We start from the raw sequence: 17,194 nt of genomic DNA on the forward strand, positions 1-17,194 counted from the left end.
TTATGCGACCTTCTTGTTCTTGGAATTCAGCTTGGCCACGTCGAGGACTTCTGGCTGCTGGGCGACATGCGGATGCTCTGCGCCTGCATAGACGCGCAGGTTCTTCATCTGGCGACGGCCGAGCGGACCACGCGGAACCATGCGCTCAACGGCCTTCTCGACGACACGCTCGGGGAAACGGCCCTCGAGCAGCTGGCGCGCGGTGCGCTCCTTGATGCCGCCGGGGTGGCCGGTGTGCCAGTAATAGACCTTGTCGGTGAATTTCTTGCCGGTGAACACCACCTTGTCGGCATTGATGACGATGACATTGTCGCCGTCGTCGACATGCGGGGTGAAGGTCGGCTTGTGCTTGCCGCGAAGATGATTGGCGATGACAGTGGCAAGACGGCCGACGACGAGACCCTCGGCGTCGATCAGGATCCACTTCTTCACCACATCCGCAGGCTTCTGCGAAAAGGTTGTCATGTTTTCTGCTCTCGGTTTTGACCTTCACGGGGAAGGCGTTTCTTGTTGCTTGAATTGGCTAAAGACACTTGTCCCCTGCCAATAACAAAACGGCGGCCTTTGCGGGCCGCTGCTTCGTGAGGGCTTATAGGCGAGCCGAGTGACCGCGTCAAGGCAGCGGGAAAGTCCTGCCGCGTAGAAAATGCTGTAGAAACAATATGTTGGTCTAAAGGTATTATTTTACCACATCGACAGAGCGCTGCGGCGGGATCGAATAGGTCCCCGTGGCATGCGCGATCGTGTGTCCATCCCGGCCGGCGACGATGTCGATGTCGAACACCATCAGGCTCTTTCCGAGCTTCAGGATGCGGCAATACCCGTCGATCGGCCCGGTTTCGGCCTTGCGCACGAAGTTGATGTTGAGGTTGGTGGTGACCGAGAGCGCATCCGGCCCGGCATGGCTGAGCACGCAGACATAGCCACCGATGTCGGCCAGCGTGAACAGGGCAGGGCCCGACACTGTGCCGCCGGGACGCAAATGCCGCTCGTCGGCATTGAGCCGCACGATGCAGCCCCCAGGAAACACGTCGATCGCCTCATAGGCGGCCGAGTTCTCATTGAGTTGCGGAAAGACGGTCTCCATCAACACGTTGATCTGCGCTGCGGTCAGCACCGGCTTGAGGTTGGTCTGGGCGGGCATGTCGGTCTCTCGTTCTGCGCCAAGCCTGTATGGGCGCAGCCGGGTGTTTCTGGCAACATATACATCGCCCTGGCGCAAGCGATGGGTGTTGGACGAAACCCGATCCGATATTAGATACTCTGCCAGCGGAAACTCGGAGACCTAGCCATGGCCGAAATCCTTGCCATCAAGCCTGCTGCCGCCGACGGTCCGGTTGTCGCAAGGCTCGACAAGGGCGTGCTGCGCCTGACGCTCGCCAATCCGCCTGCCAACGCCCTGTCGCTGGCCGTGATGGCGGCGCTGACGGCGGAACTCGACCGCGCCAATGCCGACAGGGCCGTTCGTGTCATCGTGCTGTCGGCGGCCGGCAAGGTGTTCTGCGCCGGCCACGACCTCAAGGAAATGACCGCGCGGCGCGCCGATGCCGATCGCGGCAAGGCCTTCTTCGAAGAGACGTTTGCCGCTTGCGCCACGCTGATGCAGGCGATCGTGCGCCATCCCTTGCCTGTCATCGCCGAGGTGGACGGCCTGGCGACAGCCGCCGGCCTGCAACTGGTCGCCAGTTGCGACCTTGCGATCGCGTCGCATGAGGCGACCTTCTGTACGCCGGGCATCAACATCGGCCTGTTCTGCTCGACGCCGATGGTGGCGCTGTCGCGCAACGTCTCGCGCAAGCAGGCGATGGAGATGCTGTTGACCGGCGAGACGATCGACGCGGCAACGGCGAAGGAATTCGGCCTCGTCAACCGCGTCGTGCCGCGCGAGTACCTGAATCAGATTGTCACCAAATACGCGCAAACCATTGCTTCAAAATCCTCCTTGGTGGTGAAGACCGGCAAGGAAGCCTTTTACGCGCAGGCCGAGATGGGCTTGGCGGATGCCTATGCCTATACCGGCCGCGTCATGGTCGAGAACATGCTGGCGCGAGACGCGGAAGAGGGCATTGGCGCGTTCATCGGCAAGCGCAAGCCGGAATGGACGGACGAATAGGACGAGGATCATGGAACCCCGCGTCTCCATCATCACCATCGCCACGGACAATCTGGATCGTGCCGTGCGTTTCTATGAGGCGATGGGTCTGAAGCGCCACGCGGGGATCACCGACGGTGTCGCCTTCTTCCAGATGGGCGGCGCCATCCTCGGTCTGTTCCCGCGCGCCAGCGCCGAGGAGGATTCGGGCATCACCTTCGCCAAGGCGCCCTCGGCCGTCTATCTCGCCTACAACACCCGCTCCGATGCCGAAGTCGACGAGGTGCTCGCCACGGCTGAAAAGGCCGGCGGAAGGATCGTCAAGCCGGCCGGCCGCGCCTTCTGGGGCGGCTGGTACGGCTATTTCGCCGATGCGGATGGGCATGTCTGGGAAGTGGCGCACAATCCGGCCTTCCCGATCGCGGACGACGGCACGATTTCGCTGCCTGATTGATGGCTTATCGCAAGCAACTGACACGGCTCAAGGCACCGTATCTCAAGCGCATCCTGCTCGACCCCGAGCGCGTGGCAGACTGGGAAAAATATCCCTGGAACCTGCCGCTGTTTCGCGGCCACGAGTTCGAACTCGAATTCACCACGCCCATCACCATCATCGTCGGCGAGAACGGCACCGGTAAATCCACGCTGCTCGAGGCAATCGGCGCGCTGGCCGGCTATGACGAGGCCGGCGGCGGCAAGGGCTATCGACCGGTCGACCACTCCAGTGCCATCGACAAGAGTGGAGCGGCGCTGGCGAACACATTCCGTGGCCACTGGTTGCCAAAAGTCACCGCTGGCTGGTTCTTTCGCGCCGAATCCTTCTACTCGGTGGCCCGCTACCTCGACCAGGCCGCGCAGGAGGACCCGTTCAAGCCACCGCCGCCGGATTTCCTGTCCTGGTCGCACGGCGAAGGCTTCATCCGCTTCTTCGAGGAGCGCTGCCGCAGGCAAGGCATCTATATTCTCGACGAGCCCGAAAGCGCGCTTTCACCGACGCGCCAGATCGAACTGCTGAAGATGCTGCGGCGCATGGATCAATCGGGCACCGCGCAGGTGATCATGGCGACCCATTCGCCGCTGCTGATGGCCTGTCCCGATGCGCGGCTGTTCCGCATCAGCCGCTTCGGGCTCGAGCCCGCCGACTTTCGTGATACGGACCATTTCCGCATGCTGCGCGATTTCAGCAATGACCCGGATGGTTTTCTCGCTGAGGCGTTGTATGAGGACGAGACATGAATCACGACAGCTACGACAATGCCTATATCGGCGGTATCCTCAATTCGGTGAAGACGATCGCCATGGTCGGCGCGTCGGCGAATGACGTCAGGCCGAGCTATTTCGTGCTGAAATACCTGCTGGCCAAGGGGTTTTCGGTGTTCCCGATCAATCCCGGCCAGGCCGGCAAGGAAATCCTCGGCCGAATGACCTATGCCAGGCTGGCCAACATACCGGAGCCGATCGACATGGTCGACATTTTCCGCAATGCCGCGGCGGTTCCCGGCATCGTCGACGAAGTGTTGCAGCTCGATCCGTTGCCGAAAGTCATCTGGATGCAGCTTGGCGTGCGTCATGACGAGGCTGCCGCACGCGCCGAGGCGGCGGGCATCAAGGTGGTAATGAACCGCTGCCCCAAGATCGAATATGGCAAGCTCTCCGGCGAGATCGGCTGGACCGGAGTCAATTCCGGGGTGCTGTCGTCCAAGAAGCCGCTGATGCGCCAAGGCTTCCAGAGTTTTGGCGTGCGTCAGAAATAGGCGCAACGCAGAGGCGCAAAATTATTCCGCGGAATGCCGCATTATCCTGCGGTGTGATCGAAGGATCAACGCCGAACGGAATTTTCTTCTTTGCATTCGCACGCCGCCTTCGCCAAGAATGCGCGGCTGATTTGAGAAGTTTCAAAGGGAGGTTTCAGTGACCCGTACACCCGGTTTCAACACGCTCGCCGTCCATGCCGGCGCCAAGCCAGATCCGGCCACCGGCGCGCGCGCCACGCCGATCTACCAGACGACCTCCTTCGTCTTCGATGACGCCGACCACGCCGCCTCGCTGTTCGGGCTGAAGGCGTTCGGCAACATCTACACCCGCATCATGAACCCGACTCAGGCAGTGCTCGAAGAGCGCGTCGCGGCCCTCGAAGGCGGCACGGCTGCGCTTGCGGTTGCATCCGGCCATGCCGCGCAGGTCATCGTCTTCCACAATCTGATGCAGCCCGGCGACAATTTCGTCGCCGCCAACAAGCTTTACGGTGGTTCGATCAACCAGTTCGGCCATGCCTTCAAGAATTATGGCTGGGAGGTGCGCTGGGCCGACACCAATGATCTCTCGACCTTCGAGAACCAGATCGACGACAGGACCAAGGCGATCTTCATCGAGAGCCTGGCCAATCCGGGCGGCACCTTCGTCGATATCGAGAAGATCGGCGACATCGCCCGCAAGCATGGCCTTCCATTGATCGTCGACAACACGCTGGCCTCGCCCTACCTCATCCGCCCGATCGAGCACGGCGCCGACATCGTCGTGCATTCGCTGACCAAGTTCATGGGCGGCCATGGCAATTCGATCGGCGGCGTCATTGTCGACGGCGGCACCTTCGACTGGTCGAAATCGGGCAAGTACCCGATGCTGTCGGAACCGCGTCCCGAATATGGCGGCCTCGTGCTGCACGAAACCTTCGGCAATTTCGCTTTCGCCATAGCCGCCCGTGTGCTCGGCCTGCGCGATCTCGGCCCGGCGATTTCGCCCTTCAACGCTTTCCTCATCCTGACCGGCCTCGAAACCTTGCCACTGCGCATGCAGCGCCATTGCGACAACGCGATCACGGTCGCCGGCTGGCTGTCCAACCATCCCAAGGTCGCCTGGGTGAATTATCCCGGCCTGCCCAGCGACAAGAACAATGCGTTGCAGAAGAAATACTCGCCTGAAGGCGCCGGCGCCGTGTTCACCTTCGGCCTCAAGGGCGGCTACGAGGCGGGCATCAAGTTCGTCGAGGCACTCGAACTCTTCTCGCATCTGGCCAATGTCGGTGACACCAAGTCGCTGGTCATCCACCCGGCCTCGACCACGCACCGCCAGCTTTCCGACGAGCAGAAGGTCAGGGCCGGTGCCGGGCCGGATACGGTGCGACTGTCCATCGGTATCGAGGACGTCACCGACATCGTCGCTGACCTCGAACAGGCGCTCGCTAAGGTCTGACCTGATATGACCGCGTTTCTTTCCGTCGACACCAAAAGCGTCGAGCCCGAATCCGGCGCGCCCGCGCCGGATCGCCTGATCTCGGGCGATCCGAAATTCCGCACCTGGAACGTCGAGGAGCGTGACGGCGGTCTCTATGCCGGCATCTGGGAATCGACCCCTGGCAAATGGCGCATCGTCTATGACGAATGGGAATTCTGCCACATTCTCTCAGGCGTCTCGGTGATCGCGGAAGACGGTGGGGAAGCGCGCACCGTCAAGGCCGGCGACAGCTTCGTGCTGCGGCCGGGCTTCAAGGGAAGCTGGGAAGTGCTTGAGACGACTCGCAAGGAGTATGTGATCAAGCTTTGAAAGCTTGATCACATATCCAGGATCGGATCGGATTTCCGGGCAACTCACTAGCTAGAAATCGACGGAGAGCGCCTCCAGCCCATGGAAGTGGTAAGTGTCGCGGAAGCGGGGCTGTTCGGCAAGATGCAGTCGCGGGTGCCGCTCGAACAAAGTCTTCAGCGAAACCTGCAGTTCGAGGCGGGCGAGCGGCGCGCCGATGCAGAAATGGATGCCGGCGCCGAAAGACACATTCTTCTGGTCGGTGCGCTCCGGCCGGAAAGCCTGCGGTTCGGCGAAGGCGTGCGGATCATGATTGGCCATGCCAAGCAAGAGCCCTATCGTCTGGCCCGGCCGCACGACGATGCCGGGCGCGATTTCGATCTCCTCATAGGCATAGCGCATGAACATATGCAGCGGCGCGTCGAAACGCAGGCATTCCTCGACCGTCGCTGCCGTCGTTTCGGGGGAGGTGAAGAAGCGGCTCGGGTCGCCGCCTTGCGCCAGGATGGAATGGACGGCATTGCCGGTCTGGTGCACGGTTGCTTCATGACCCGCGTTGAGCAGCAGGATGGCCGAGGAGACCAGTTCGTCCTCGGACAATTTCTGACCGTCTTCCTGGGCCGCGATCAGCAGCGACAGCAGATCATCGCCCGGGTTCTTGCGCCGCTCGGTGACGTAACCGCGCAGGAAATCGGAAAATTCGCGTGCCGCGCGGTTGGCCGTCTCCTCGGTCTCGCGGATGCGGCCATGAATGTACATGGCAACCATCCGATGCGACCAGTCGAGCAGTTGCGGGCACATCTCGACCGGCACGCCGAGCATTTCGGCGATGATGGTGATCGGCAGCGGGGAGGCGAAGGCCGGCAGGAGGTCAACGGCCTTGCCAGGTTCGAAACGATCGATCAATTCGTTGGCGAGCGCCTCGACACGCGGCCGTAACCGTTCCACCTGACGCGAGACGAAGGCACGGTTGACCAGTGTCCTCAGCCGCGTGTGCACCGGCGGCTCCAGTTCCAGCATCGAGTTGGCTTCGATGCCGTCGAACGCCTCGAGATGAGTCCTGTCTTGGCCGACACCGCGGCTGTCTGGGATGCCGGCCGGGTTCTGGCGGCCGAAACGGCGGTCGCGCAGCAGTCTGTTGACATCGCCAAAGCCGCCAAAACACCAGAAGCCGAACTCCTCCCAGAAAAATGCATTCGATGCGTCGTGCAGGAAGCCGTAGGCCTCGTACGGGTTCATGAAGAAAGCCGGTTCGCGCGGGTCAAGCCTGAGCCGGCGTGTGGCTGGATCAAAGGCCAGATACGGGAGCGTCGATTTGGTCATGCCAGACCCATAGCGCGGCTTGCCAGCCCGGTTCCAGACCGTATGTTGCGTTCGGCAGCCTGATGCATTGAGCCAGCCAGTAGGGTTGCGGAAGGTCTGAACGGATGAATGTGATCGTCGTCGGGGCGGGTATCGCCGGTCTCTCCACGGCGTGGTCGCTGGTCAAGGCAGGCCACGCCGTCTCGATCGTCGAGCAGGGGCCGATCCCCAATCCGCTGGCGGCATCGGGCGACCATCACCGCATCATCCGCCGTGCCTACCGCGCTGGAACCGGCTACGGCCGGCTGATCACCGAAGCCTACGAGGCCTGGGACGAGATGTGGGCCGATCTCGGCGAGAACCACCTCGATCCAAGGGGATTCGTTTGCGTTTCGCGCGAGCCTGGCGATGAGGCCGAGGAATACCGCGAGGGTCTGGAGGAGGGCGATTTCCCTTTCGAATTGCTGGAACCGGGCGCAGCCGTCGAACGCTGGCCGTTCCTTGAGGTCGGCTCGTTCCGCTACGCCTATTTTTCGCCCGAAGGCGGCGCGCTGCATTGCCGCAAGATCGCGGTCGGGCTGGCCAGGTGGCTGCGCGCCAACGGCGCCAACGTCTACGAGCACAGCAAGGTGACGGAGATCGATGCCGAAGCCGGCCATATCGTGCTGGAAAGCGGCGAGACGATGCAGGCCGACCGCATCGTCGTTGCCGCTGGCGCCTGGGTGCTGAAGCTATTCCCCGAGCTCGGCGGCGAATTGAAGACTTTTCGCACCGCGCTCGCCTATGTCGAGCCGCCTGCCGATCTCGAGGCCGCATGGGAGGCCGCGCCCGTCATTCTCGATGTCGGCGGCAAGACCGACGGCTATATGATCCCGCTCACCCGCGGCGCCGGAATGAAATTCGGCTCGGGCCTGCACAAGGTGCCGACCAGCGATGCCGACTGGAACCGCGAGCCTGTGCCCGGCGAGGGCGAGGCGATCCGCAACCTGTTTTCGCCGCCGATCGCCCGCATCGAGGAGTACAGGGTGACCGAAGTGGTCACCTGCGCCTACACCTTCACCGAGGACGAGAAATTCCTGGCGCATGAGACAGGCAAGTGCCTGGTCGTCTCGGCCTGTTCCGGCCACGGCTACAAATTTGGCGCGGCAGTGGGGCGCCGCGTGGCCAAAGCCATCGGCGACGGCGATGTCACCGGCCTCAAGGCCTGGCTACGGGCCGAGGTGGCCTAAGCTCAATCCTGGCAATGCCTCGGAATATGTACGCGCCGCCAGCCGGATGAGCCTTCGCGCACCAGCACGCGGCGCGGGACGGTCCGGTAGGAGGCGGGAACATCGATGACGCGCCTTTGCTCGGGCCGAACCAGCACCTCCTCGGCGATGCTGTCATATTGCGCCGGAATGACGACACGCCGCGTGCGCTCGGGCTGGATCACCACCGTCTCGGCGACGCTTTCGTAGCGTGCCTTGTGCCAAACCTTGCACAGCACCCGGTGGCCATGGATGACGCGCCATTCCCAGGAATAGCCGCCGCCATCGACCCTGACGGTGTGGTAGACTGTCCGGGTGATTGCCGGGACCACTTCGTACCGAACCTGTGCCGGCACGGTCATCACCACGCGCTCGCGGGTGCCGTAGATCGGCGGGTCATAGTCGACGATCTGCTGGCCGGGAGGGCTGACCATGACGTCTTCGTAGACGGTGTCGTAAACGGCCGGTGTGCGGACGGGCTCGTAGCATTCGACGGCGCGGCCGCCTGCCGCCGTTTGCGAAATCGAGCCGAGCAGGGTCAGCCCGGCAATGGTGAAGCATGCGGTTTTCCCGGACATGGCACTCCCCCGTTTGAACTGCAGGCACAAGTTCAACGTTGAATTGTAGGGGAAGCCATTGCGGAGAAAAGCGGTTTCGGCGCATTTCGTTAAGTGACGAGGTTAAGAAACTGCTACCTGGCGGGGGCAGGCTCGGTATTTCGGGGCGGCGTGGCATCAGCTGCTGCTAATCCTTGCCCGGAAGCTTGATTCGACTTACCCAGATGGCTAGGACGGGTCGGCCTTGCACAAGGATGAGCCGGCATCCTATTTACATCTTGACGATCCAGAACCGATTCTGCCCGAACTGCCAGCCTGTCCGGCGCCGGAAATCCCACCGCGAGAAGAGATAACTGATGAAGAATCCCGTCGAAACCTACATGAACCTCGTTCCGATGGTGGTCGAACAGACCAATCGCGGCGAGCGGGCCTACGACATTTTCTCGCGCCTCCTCAAGGAGCGCATCATTTTCATCACCGGTCCGGTCGAGGACGGCATGGCGACGCTGGTCTGCGCGCAGCTCCTGTTCCTCGAAGCCGAGAACCCGAAGAAGGAAATCAACCTCTACATCAATTCGCCGGGCGGCGTCGTCACCTCGGGTATGGCGATCTACGACACCATGCAGTTCATCAAGCCGGCCGTGTCGACGCTGTGCATCGGCCAGGCGGCCTCGATGGGCTCGCTGCTGCTGACCGCCGGCCACAAGGACATGCGCTTTGCCACGCCGAACGCCCGCATCATGGTTCACCAGCCGTCCGGTGGCTTCCAGGGCCAGGCGTCCGATATCGAGCGTCATGCCCAGGACATCATCAAGCTGAAGCGTCGCCTCAACGAGGTCTATGTCAAGCACACCGGCAAGAGCTATGAAGAGATCGAGAAGACGCTCGACCGCGACCATTTCATGACCGCCGACGAGGCCAAGGATTTCGGCCTGATCGACAAGGTCATTTCGTCGCGCGAGGCGGCCGAGGGAGCGTTGGCATAAAGGTTGGTTGGCAGTTGGATGGCACCATCACGCGCTTTTGGCGCGTCTTGCGTCATTTCGGCCACAATTGGCTGTTCCCTCGGAGGTCGGGATTGCCTACGTTAAGGCTATGTTGATTTTCGACGGCTTAGCTTTGCGTGGGGAAGCTGCGAATCATTGCCACGTTTTCTGATTTGTGTTTCGTATGGAATACGTTGCGGGAGCCGGAAGACTGGCGGCGGCGGATTCCCGCGATAAATAGAGTATGCGCCCTTTCAGCCAGACCATCGGCGGGCGGCCATGAAAGGACATGAAATGAGCAAGGTCGGCAACAACAGCGGTGATTCCAAGAACACGCTCTATTGCTCGTTTTGCGGCAAAAGCCAGCACGAGGTGCGCAAGCTGATCGCCGGCCCAACGGTGTTCATCTGCGACGAGTGCGTCGAGCTGTGCATGGACATCATCCGCGAGGAGAACAAGACCTCGATGGTGAAGTCGCGCGAGGGCGTGCCGACCCCGCAGGAGATCCTCAAGGTTCTCGACGACTACGTCATCGGCCAGCCCTACGCCAAGCGCGTGCTGTCGGTGGCGGTCCACAACCATTACAAGCGCCTCGCGCATGCCGGCAAGAACAACGATGTCGAGCTGGCCAAGTCCAACATCCTGCTGATCGGCCCGACCGGCTGCGGCAAGACGCTGCTGGCGCAGACGCTGGCCCGCATCATCGACGTGCCCTTCACCATGGCGGACGCCACGACGCTGACCGAGGCCGGTTATGTCGGCGAGGATGTCGAGAACATCATCCTGAAGCTGTTGCAGTCGGCCGACTACAATGTCGAGCGCGCCCAGCGCGGCATCGTCTACATCGACGAAATCGACAAGATTTCGCGCAAGTCCGACAATCCCTCGATCACCCGCGACGTGTCGGGCGAGGGCGTGCAGCAGGCGCTGCTCAAGATCATGGAAGGCACGGTCGCCTCCGTCCCGCCGCAGGGCGGCCGCAAGCACCCGCAGCAGGAGTTCCTGCAGGTCGACACCGCCAACATCCTGTTCATCTGCGGCGGTGCCTTCGCCGGGCTGGACAAGATCATCTCGGACCGCGGCAGGAAGACATCGATCGGTTTTGGCGCCATCGTCGCGTCGCCGGAGGATCGCCGCACGGGTGACGTTTTCCGCCTGGTCGAGCCCGAGGATCTGTTGAAATTCGGCCTCATTCCGGAGTTCGTCGGTCGTCTGCCGGTCCTGGCGACGCTGGAGGATCTCGACGAGCCGGCATTGATCCAGATCCTGACCGAACCGAAGAACGCGTTGGTCAAGCAGTATCAGCGCCTGTTCGAGATGGAAAATGTCGACCTGACCTTCCACGAGAACGCGCTTTCCGCGATCGCCAAGCGCGCCATCGAGCGCAAGACCGGTGCGCGCGGCCTGCGTTCGATCATGGAAGCGATCCTGCTCGACACGATGTTCGAACTGCCTGCGCTCGAAGGCGTGCGCGAGGTGGTGATTTCGGAAGAAGTGGTGACCGGCAGCGCCCGGCCGCTCTACATCTATTCCGAACAGAAGGAAAAGAAGGGCAATGTCAGCGCCTGATATGGCACTTGGCCCTATATTTTTGTGGAACGGCGCCCTTGCGGCGCCGTTTTGCTGTGAGGAACCGGCACACCTTCGCGATGGAATGGATTGCGGACCATGTTAACTCTTGATCTTTGGCCCGCCTGCATCCACCTAACACGAGAAGGCCGAGGTGCCCGATTTCTGTGCTGTAAAACTCCCGTCATAAACGGTGGTAGGCGGAACGATCCCCGGTCGTTAATATGAGATTCGCGGTTGGCCTGATGGTGGCCGCGACATGAAAGGTTGGACAATGGCCAAAATATCCAAGGCTCCCAGCGACGGCGTCTTTGCAGTCCTCCCACTGCGCGACATCGTGGTGTTCCCGCACATGATCGTTCCGCTGTTCGTCGGGCGCGAAAAGTCGATCAAGGCGCTGGAAGAGGTGATGGGTCAGGAAAAGCAGATCCTGCTTGCCACCCAGATGAATGCCGCCGATGACGATCCCGAGCCTGATGCGATCTTCGACATCGGCACGCTCGCCAATGTGCTGCAATTGCTGAAGCTGCCCGACGGCACCGTCAAGGTTCTGGTCGAAGGCGCCTCGCGTGCGAAAATCGTCTCCTTCACCGACCGTCCCGACTTCCACGAGGCCAAGGCCACGGCGCTGGTCGAGCCGGAAGAGGAAGAGGTCGAGGTCGAGGCTCTGGCCCGCTCGGTCGTCACCGACTTCGAGAACTACGTCAAGCTGAACAAGAAGATCTCGCCCGAAGTGGTGGGTGCCGCCAGCCAGATCGACGACTATTCAAAGCTCGCCGACACGGTTGCCTCGCATCTCGCCATCAAGATCCCTGAAAAGCAGGAGATGCTGGCCACGCTTTCCGTCAAGGAGCGGCTGGAAAAGGCGATGGGCTTCATGGAAGCCGAAATCTCCGTCCTGCAGGTGGAGAAGCGCATCCGCTCGCGCGTCAAGCGCCAGATGGAGAAGACGCAGCGCGAATACTACCTCAACGAGCAGATGAAGGCGATCCAGAAGGAACTCGGCGAAGGCGAGGATGGCCGCGACGAGGCCGCCGAGATCGAGGCGCGCATCAAGAAGACCAAGCTCTCCAAGGAGGCTCGCGAAAAGGCGGAAGCCGAGTTGAAGAAGCTCAGGACGATGTCGCCGATGTCGGCTGAATCGACCGTCGTGCGCAACTATCTCGATTGGCTGCTGTCGATCCCGTGGGGCAAGAACTCCAAGGTCAAGCAGGACCTGGCCTACGCGCAGAATGTCCTCGACACTGATCACTTCGGCCTCGACAAGGTCAAGGACCGCATCGTCGAGTACCTTGCCGTGCAAAGCCGCCAGAAGAAGCTGAAGGGGCCGATCCTGTGCCTCGTCGGCCCTCCCGGCGTCGGCAAGACCTCGCTCGGCAAGTCGATCGCCAAGGCGACCGGTCGCGAATTCATCCGTATGGCGCTCGGCGGCGTGCGTGACGAAGCCGAGATCCGTGGCCACCGGCGCACCTATATCGGCTCGATGCCCGGCAAGGTCATCCAGTCGATGAAGAAGGCAAAGAAGTCCAATCCGCTCTTCCTGCTCGACGAGATCGACAAGATGGGCCAGGACTTCCGTGGCGACCCGTCTTCGGCGCTGCTCGAGGTGCTCGATCCCGAACAGAACTCGACGTTCATGGACCATTACCTCGAGGTCGAATACGACCTGTCGAGCGTGATGTTCGTGACGACGGCGAACACGCTGAACATCCCTGCGCCCTTGATGGACCGCATGGAGATCATCCGTATCGCCGGCTACACCGAGGACGAGAAGATCGAGATCGCCAAGCGGCACCTGATGCCGAAGGTTATCCGCGATCACGCGCTGCAGCCGAAGGAGTTCTCCGTCGGTGAGGACGCGATCCGCGCCATCATCCAGACCTACACCCGTGAAGCGGGCGTCAGAAGCCTGGAGCGCGAGCTGATGAAGCTCGGGCGCAAGGCGGTGACCGAGATCCTGAAGACGAAGAAGAAGACGGTGAGCATCACGGCGGCGAACCTCGCCGACTACCTCGGTGTTCAGCGCTACCGCTTCGGCCAGGTCGAGGCTGACGATCAGGTCGGTGTCGTCACCGGCCTTGCCTGGACGGAAGTCGGCGGCGAGCTGCTGACGGTCGAAGGCGTCATGATGCCCGGCAAGGGCCGCATGACGGTGACCGGCAATCTGCGCGACGTGATGAAGGAATCGATCTCGGCGGCGGCCTCCTATGTCCGTTCGCGCGCCATCGATTTCGGCATCGAGCCGCCGCTGTTCGACAAGCGCGACATCCACGTGCACTTGCCGGAAGGCGCAACGCCGAAGGACGGTCCGTCCGCAGGCGCGGCCATGGCCACGGCCATTGTGTCGGTGCTGACGGGTATTCCGGTTCGGGCCGATGTGGCGATGACTGGCGAGATAACGCTTCGCGGCCGCATCTTGCCGATCGGTGGCCTCAAGGAGAAGCTGCTCGCCGCACTGCGCGGCGGCATCAAGAAGGTGCTGATCCCGGAAGACAACGCCAAGGATCTGGCGGAGATTCCGGACAACGTGAAGAACGGCATGGAAATCATTCCGGTCTCACGCGTCGGTGAGGTGCTGCGCCACGCGCTGGTGCGGATGCCGGAGCCGATCGAATGGGTCGAACCGGTCAATCCGCCGGCCGCGACCGACAGCGCCGACGATGCCGGAAAGTCGCTTGCGCATTAGGGCGCTGCGCGTCCAGCGCAAAGGACGCTCCAATACTGGGGATTTGCGCATGGTCCTTTCGGAAAACCGACCGCGGTTTTCAGGGCCATGCGTTAGAAATCGCTAAGGTTGCAGCGCACAAACAGAAAGCCGGGCTTCGCGCCCGGCTTTTTCATGTGAAAAACCCCGGAATTCCGGGCTTTTTCCGCTTTTTTCCTGCCTTTTCGACTTGGTTGCGGGAACGCTTCTTTCTAAAGTCCGTTTCCTGCCGGATGAGTCGTAAGTTCCGGTGTTCTCATGGAAGGGAATTTTTATGAACAAGAACGAACTGGTGTCCGCTGTCGCCGACGCCGCGAGCATTTCGAAGGGTGACGCGCAGTCGGCGGTCGATGCAGTGTTTTCTGTCATCTCCGGCGAACTGAAGAAGGGCGGCGATGTCCGGCTTGTCGGCTTTGGCAATTTCACCGTGTCAAAGCGCGCTGCATCCACCGGCCGCAACCCCCAGACCGGCGCCGAAGTGCAGATCCCGGCGCGCACCGTGCCGAAGTTCTCGGCCGGCAAGGGCCTCAAGGACGCCGTCAACTAAGCGCATTTTAATTTTCAAAAACCAGAAAAGCCGGGCTTGCCCGGCTTTTCATTTTTGGACCCCGTATCGAATCGATCGGACCAGAAGCTTCTCAAGCTGTCGGGGCGTCGGCGCGCATCAGGCCTTCCTTCTTGAGATCGGCCCAAAGCGCTACAGGCACTTTCGCGTCCAGCAGCGACCGGTTGCTCTCGACTTCTTCAGGCCGCTGACCGCCGGGGATGACCGAAACCACCGACGGGTGCAACTGCGGGAATTGCAGGGCGGCCTCGATGAGCCTGATACCATGGCGTTTGCAGACGGCCTCGATGCGCGTCACTCGGTCGAGCACATCCTGCGGCGCTTCGGAATAGTTGTAGTAGGCGCCGGGCTTCGGTCCGGTCGCCAGAATGCCGGAATTGTAGGGGCCGCCGAGAACGATGCCGATGCCGCGTTTCTGGCAAAGCGGCAGGAACGATGTCAGCGCCTCCTGTTCCAGCAGCGTATAGCGCCCGGCAAGCAGGAACAGGTCGAAATCGCCGCGCTCGGCCAGCGTCTGGGCCACCTGCCATTCGTTGATGCCACCGCCGAACGCCTTGATGACGCCCTGGTCGCGCAAGGCGAGCAGGCCATAATAGCCCGAGCGCATGAACTCCTCGATGCGCTGGTCGGACGCCTCCTTGCTGCCATGGGTGAAGATGTCGACGTCGTGCACGAACAGGATGTCGATGCGGTCGACGCCGAGCCGCTCCAACGAGGCCTCGAACGAGCGCATGACGCCGTCATAGCTGTAGTCGTAGACCTCCTTGCGCGACGGCGTGTCGAAGAACTTGCCGATGCCCGTGCGCTCCTCCGGCGGGCAGGCGCGCATGATGCGGCCGACCTTGCTCGACAGCACATAGTCGTCGCGCTTCCTGGAGCGCAGGAACGGGTTGAGGCGCGTTTCCGACAGGCCGAGCCCATAGAGGGGGGCGGTGTCATAGTAGCGGCAGCCGGTCGCCCAGGCGGCCTCCAACGTCGCATTGGCGTCCTCGTCGGAGACGGCGCGGTAAAGATTGCCGAGCGGAGCCGTGCCGAAGCCCAGCTCCGTGAAGGTGATGCCGCCATTGCCGATGCGGTCGAAATGCCGTGTCTTCATGTCTTGAAATTTTCCCGGATTGATTTGTCTGACATGACACTATCATGCTCGTGGCTAGGCAAAAGCGCCGCTGAGCGTTGGACACGCATTTTCGCGGTTGCTAGCATGAACGAAATCAAGCTGTTCCGGGAAAGAGCATGATCGGGAATTGCCAATCATCTTCGACTACCGGCACGCCGGTGGCGCGGCCATGAGCAACTCCAGCTCGCAGATGTTCAGGACCGCACTCGACGAGGTTGAAGCGGTGCTGGCGCGCGTCGATGGCGACCGGATCGACGCCGCCTGCGGGATGCTGGTGGATGCTAGACAGATCGTCGTCTATGGCTGCGGCCGCGAGGCCTTGCAGGTGAAGGGCTTCGCCATGCGGCTCTATCATCTGGGCCTGCCGGTTTCGGTCGTCGGCGACATGAACACGCCGCCTGTAGCGCAGGGCGATGTTTTGCTTGTCAGTTCCGGGCCTGGCGAAACCTCGACCGTGCTCACCCTGATGCGCATCGCGCGCGAGGCCGGCGCGACCGTCCTGCTCCTGACCGCCCAGGCAGGCGGCAGCGCCGTAGGGCTGGCTGATTTGACGTTGCTGATCCCGGCGCAGACCATGGCCGACGACCAGGGACCGCAAAAGACGTCGGTGCTGCCGATGGGCTCGGTTTTCGAGGGCGCGCTGTTCCTGCTGTTCGAGATCATGGTGCTGAAACTCAGGGAATTGACTGCGGCGTCGCCGGAAGCCATGCGCGCCCGCCACACCAACATGGAATAGACCATGCGCTATGAACTGATGCTGCCGCACCAGATCCGCAAGGCGATTGCCGAGAATTGGCCGGTCGCGCTGCCGCTCGGCGTGCTGGAATACCATGGCGAGCACATGGCCGTCGGCATGGACACGCTGGCCGTCATCAAGACGCTGGAGCTGTTCGAAAAAGAGAGCGATGTCGTCATCCTGCCGCCCTTCTACTATGGCGCGGCGAGTTATGCCGTGGCACCGCCGGAAGGCAGTGGTTCCGTTCAGGTCGGCGGCAATCAACTGGCGCCGTTCGGCGAGGAGCTGTTCTACAGCCTGCTGCGTATCGGTTTCCGCAACATCCACGCCATCATTCATCACCAGACCGAGAATTTCGCCGCCGGCATGCCGACCGATCTCGCCTTCAAGACCGCCGGCAGGCAGGCGATCTTTCGCTTCCTCGAGAAGCAGCGCGGCGAAGGCTGGTGGGGCTCCGAGACGATGGCCGACTACTATGCCGGGCATGCGGCGGGCGAAAATTTCTTCAACTGGGTGCAGGTGCATCCGCTGATGCCGGCCGCCATGAACGGCAAATATCCATTCGACCATGCCGGCATCGGCGAGACATCGCTGATGCTGGCGCTATGTCCGGAAGCAGTGGACGCCGCGCACTTCGCGGACAACAAAACCTGGTATACGGCGAGCGCGGCGGATGCTTCGGCAGAGCTTGGACAGAAGGGCGTCGCCATGATCATGGATCATCTGCGCGCGATCCTGAAGGCCTAGCGCGCCCTTCCTTCTCCCACAGAGGGGTACAGAGGGAAAGAAGAGGCGCC

The 17,194-nt window shown here is 61.9% G+C and carries 18 protein-coding genes; 13 read left to right on the top strand and 5 right to left on the bottom strand.

Going from position 1 to position 17,194, the window contains the following annotated elements; genetic code table 11:
* Nucleotides 1-465: a 50S ribosomal protein L13 gene (rplM, locus tag FJW08_RS04780; protein WP_010915638.1), complete on the bottom strand. Its 465-nt coding sequence runs from the start codon at nucleotides 463-465 to the stop codon at nucleotides 1-3.
* Between the two features lie 214 nt (nucleotides 466-679).
* Complete coding sequence (locus tag FJW08_RS04785) at nucleotides 680-1,144, bottom strand: PaaI family thioesterase (RefSeq protein ID WP_140809220.1); 465 nt, start codon at nucleotides 1,142-1,144, stop codon at nucleotides 680-682.
* Between the two features lie 147 nt (nucleotides 1,145-1,291).
* Here FJW08_RS04785 and FJW08_RS04790 point away from each other — a divergent pair, with 147 nt between their 5' ends.
* The 6 genes from FJW08_RS04790 (at nucleotide 1,292) to FJW08_RS04815 (ending at nucleotide 5,635) form a co-directional block, all read left to right on the top strand.
* A complete protein-coding gene (locus FJW08_RS04790) occupies nucleotides 1,292-2,113 on the top strand; it encodes an enoyl-CoA hydratase (protein WP_140809222.1) in 822 nt (273 codons plus the stop codon).
* 10 nt (nucleotides 2,114-2,123) lie between these two features.
* Nucleotides 2,124-2,546 (top strand): VOC family protein, encoded by a 423-nt coding sequence (locus FJW08_RS04795; protein ID WP_140809225.1) that lies wholly within the window; start codon nucleotides 2,124-2,126, stop codon nucleotides 2,544-2,546.
* A complete protein-coding gene (locus tag FJW08_RS04800; protein ID WP_140809227.1) occupies nucleotides 2,546-3,328 on the top strand; it encodes an AAA family ATPase in 783 nt (260 codons plus the stop codon). The genes FJW08_RS04795 and FJW08_RS04800 overlap by 1 nt, the downstream gene beginning before the upstream one ends.
* Complete coding sequence (locus FJW08_RS04805; RefSeq protein ID WP_140755302.1) at nucleotides 3,325-3,846, top strand: CoA-binding protein; 522 nt, start codon at nucleotides 3,325-3,327, stop codon at nucleotides 3,844-3,846. Before FJW08_RS04800 ends, FJW08_RS04805 begins: the two co-directional genes overlap by 4 nt.
* A 157-nt stretch (nucleotides 3,847-4,003) precedes the next feature.
* Nucleotides 4,004-5,284 carry an O-acetylhomoserine aminocarboxypropyltransferase gene (locus FJW08_RS04810; protein ID WP_140809229.1) on the top strand — a complete coding sequence of 427 codons (1,281 nt, stop codon included), beginning with the start codon at nucleotides 4,004-4,006 and terminating at the stop codon, nucleotides 5,282-5,284.
* A gap of 6 nt (nucleotides 5,285-5,290) precedes the next feature.
* A complete protein-coding gene (locus tag FJW08_RS04815) occupies nucleotides 5,291-5,635 on the top strand; it encodes a cupin domain-containing protein (protein WP_140809231.1) in 345 nt (114 codons plus the stop codon).
* Between the two features lie 51 nt (nucleotides 5,636-5,686).
* On the opposite strand, the gene FJW08_RS04820 is transcribed toward FJW08_RS04815, so the two are convergent.
* The gene (locus FJW08_RS04820; protein WP_140809233.1) at nucleotides 5,687-6,937 is read right to left on the bottom strand and encodes a cytochrome P450; all 1,251 of its coding nucleotides are present in this window, start codon (nucleotides 6,935-6,937) and stop codon (nucleotides 5,687-5,689) included.
* 104 nt (nucleotides 6,938-7,041) lie between these two features.
* On the opposite strand from FJW08_RS04820, the gene FJW08_RS04825 reads away from it, so the two are divergent.
* Nucleotides 7,042-8,145: an FAD-dependent oxidoreductase gene (locus tag FJW08_RS04825; RefSeq protein ID WP_140809236.1), complete on the top strand. Its 1,104-nt coding sequence runs from the start codon at nucleotides 7,042-7,044 to the stop codon at nucleotides 8,143-8,145.
* A gap of 2 nt (nucleotides 8,146-8,147) precedes the next feature.
* Here the strand turns inward: FJW08_RS04825 and FJW08_RS04830 are convergent, their stop codons facing one another.
* Nucleotides 8,148-8,741 carry a hypothetical protein gene (locus FJW08_RS04830; RefSeq protein WP_140809238.1) on the bottom strand — a complete coding sequence of 198 codons (594 nt, stop codon included), beginning with the start codon at nucleotides 8,739-8,741 and terminating at the stop codon, nucleotides 8,148-8,150.
* A 335-nt stretch (nucleotides 8,742-9,076) separates the two neighbouring features.
* Between FJW08_RS04830 and clpP the strand changes: the two genes are divergently transcribed.
* The 4 genes from clpP to FJW08_RS04850 all read left to right on the top strand — a co-directional run bounded on the left by clpP (nucleotide 9,077) and on the right by FJW08_RS04850 (nucleotide 14,526).
* Nucleotides 9,077-9,706: an ATP-dependent Clp endopeptidase proteolytic subunit ClpP gene (clpP, locus tag FJW08_RS04835; protein ID WP_140809241.1), complete on the top strand. Its 630-nt coding sequence runs from the start codon at nucleotides 9,077-9,079 to the stop codon at nucleotides 9,704-9,706.
* Between the two features lie 294 nt (nucleotides 9,707-10,000).
* Nucleotides 10,001-11,275 (top strand): ATP-dependent Clp protease ATP-binding subunit ClpX, encoded by a 1,275-nt coding sequence (gene clpX / locus FJW08_RS04840; RefSeq protein ID WP_023759839.1) that lies wholly within the window; start codon nucleotides 10,001-10,003, stop codon nucleotides 11,273-11,275.
* 274 nt (nucleotides 11,276-11,549) lie between these two features.
* On the top strand, nucleotides 11,550-13,961 hold the full coding sequence (gene lon, locus FJW08_RS04845) for an endopeptidase La (RefSeq protein ID WP_127869591.1): 2,412 nt from the start codon (nucleotides 11,550-11,552) through the stop codon (nucleotides 13,959-13,961).
* A 292-nt stretch (nucleotides 13,962-14,253) separates the two neighbouring features.
* Nucleotides 14,254-14,526, top strand: a complete 273-nt coding sequence (locus tag FJW08_RS04850; RefSeq protein ID WP_027143628.1) for an HU family DNA-binding protein — start codon at nucleotides 14,254-14,256, stop codon at nucleotides 14,524-14,526.
* Nucleotides 14,527-14,617: 91 nt separating this feature from the next.
* On the opposite strand, the gene FJW08_RS04855 is transcribed toward FJW08_RS04850, so the two are convergent.
* Nucleotides 14,618-15,640, bottom strand: coding sequence for an aldo/keto reductase (locus FJW08_RS04855; RefSeq protein WP_140809243.1), 1,023 nt, complete (start codon nucleotides 15,638-15,640; stop codon nucleotides 14,618-14,620).
* 190 nt (nucleotides 15,641-15,830) lie between these two features.
* On the opposite strand from FJW08_RS04855, the gene FJW08_RS04860 reads away from it, so the two are divergent.
* Nucleotides 15,831-16,397: an SIS domain-containing protein gene (locus tag FJW08_RS04860; protein ID WP_140809245.1), complete on the top strand. Its 567-nt coding sequence runs from the start codon at nucleotides 15,831-15,833 to the stop codon at nucleotides 16,395-16,397.
* A 3-nt stretch (nucleotides 16,398-16,400) separates the two neighbouring features.
* Nucleotides 16,401-17,144 (top strand): creatininase family protein, encoded by a 744-nt coding sequence (locus FJW08_RS04865; RefSeq protein ID WP_140809247.1) that lies wholly within the window; start codon nucleotides 16,401-16,403, stop codon nucleotides 17,142-17,144.
* Nucleotides 17,145-17,194: the final 50 nt, after the last annotated feature.

Origin of the sequence: Mesorhizobium sp. B3-2-1 (assembly GCF_006439515.1) — a bacterium.
GTDB lineage: Bacteria > Pseudomonadota > Alphaproteobacteria > Rhizobiales > Rhizobiaceae > Mesorhizobium.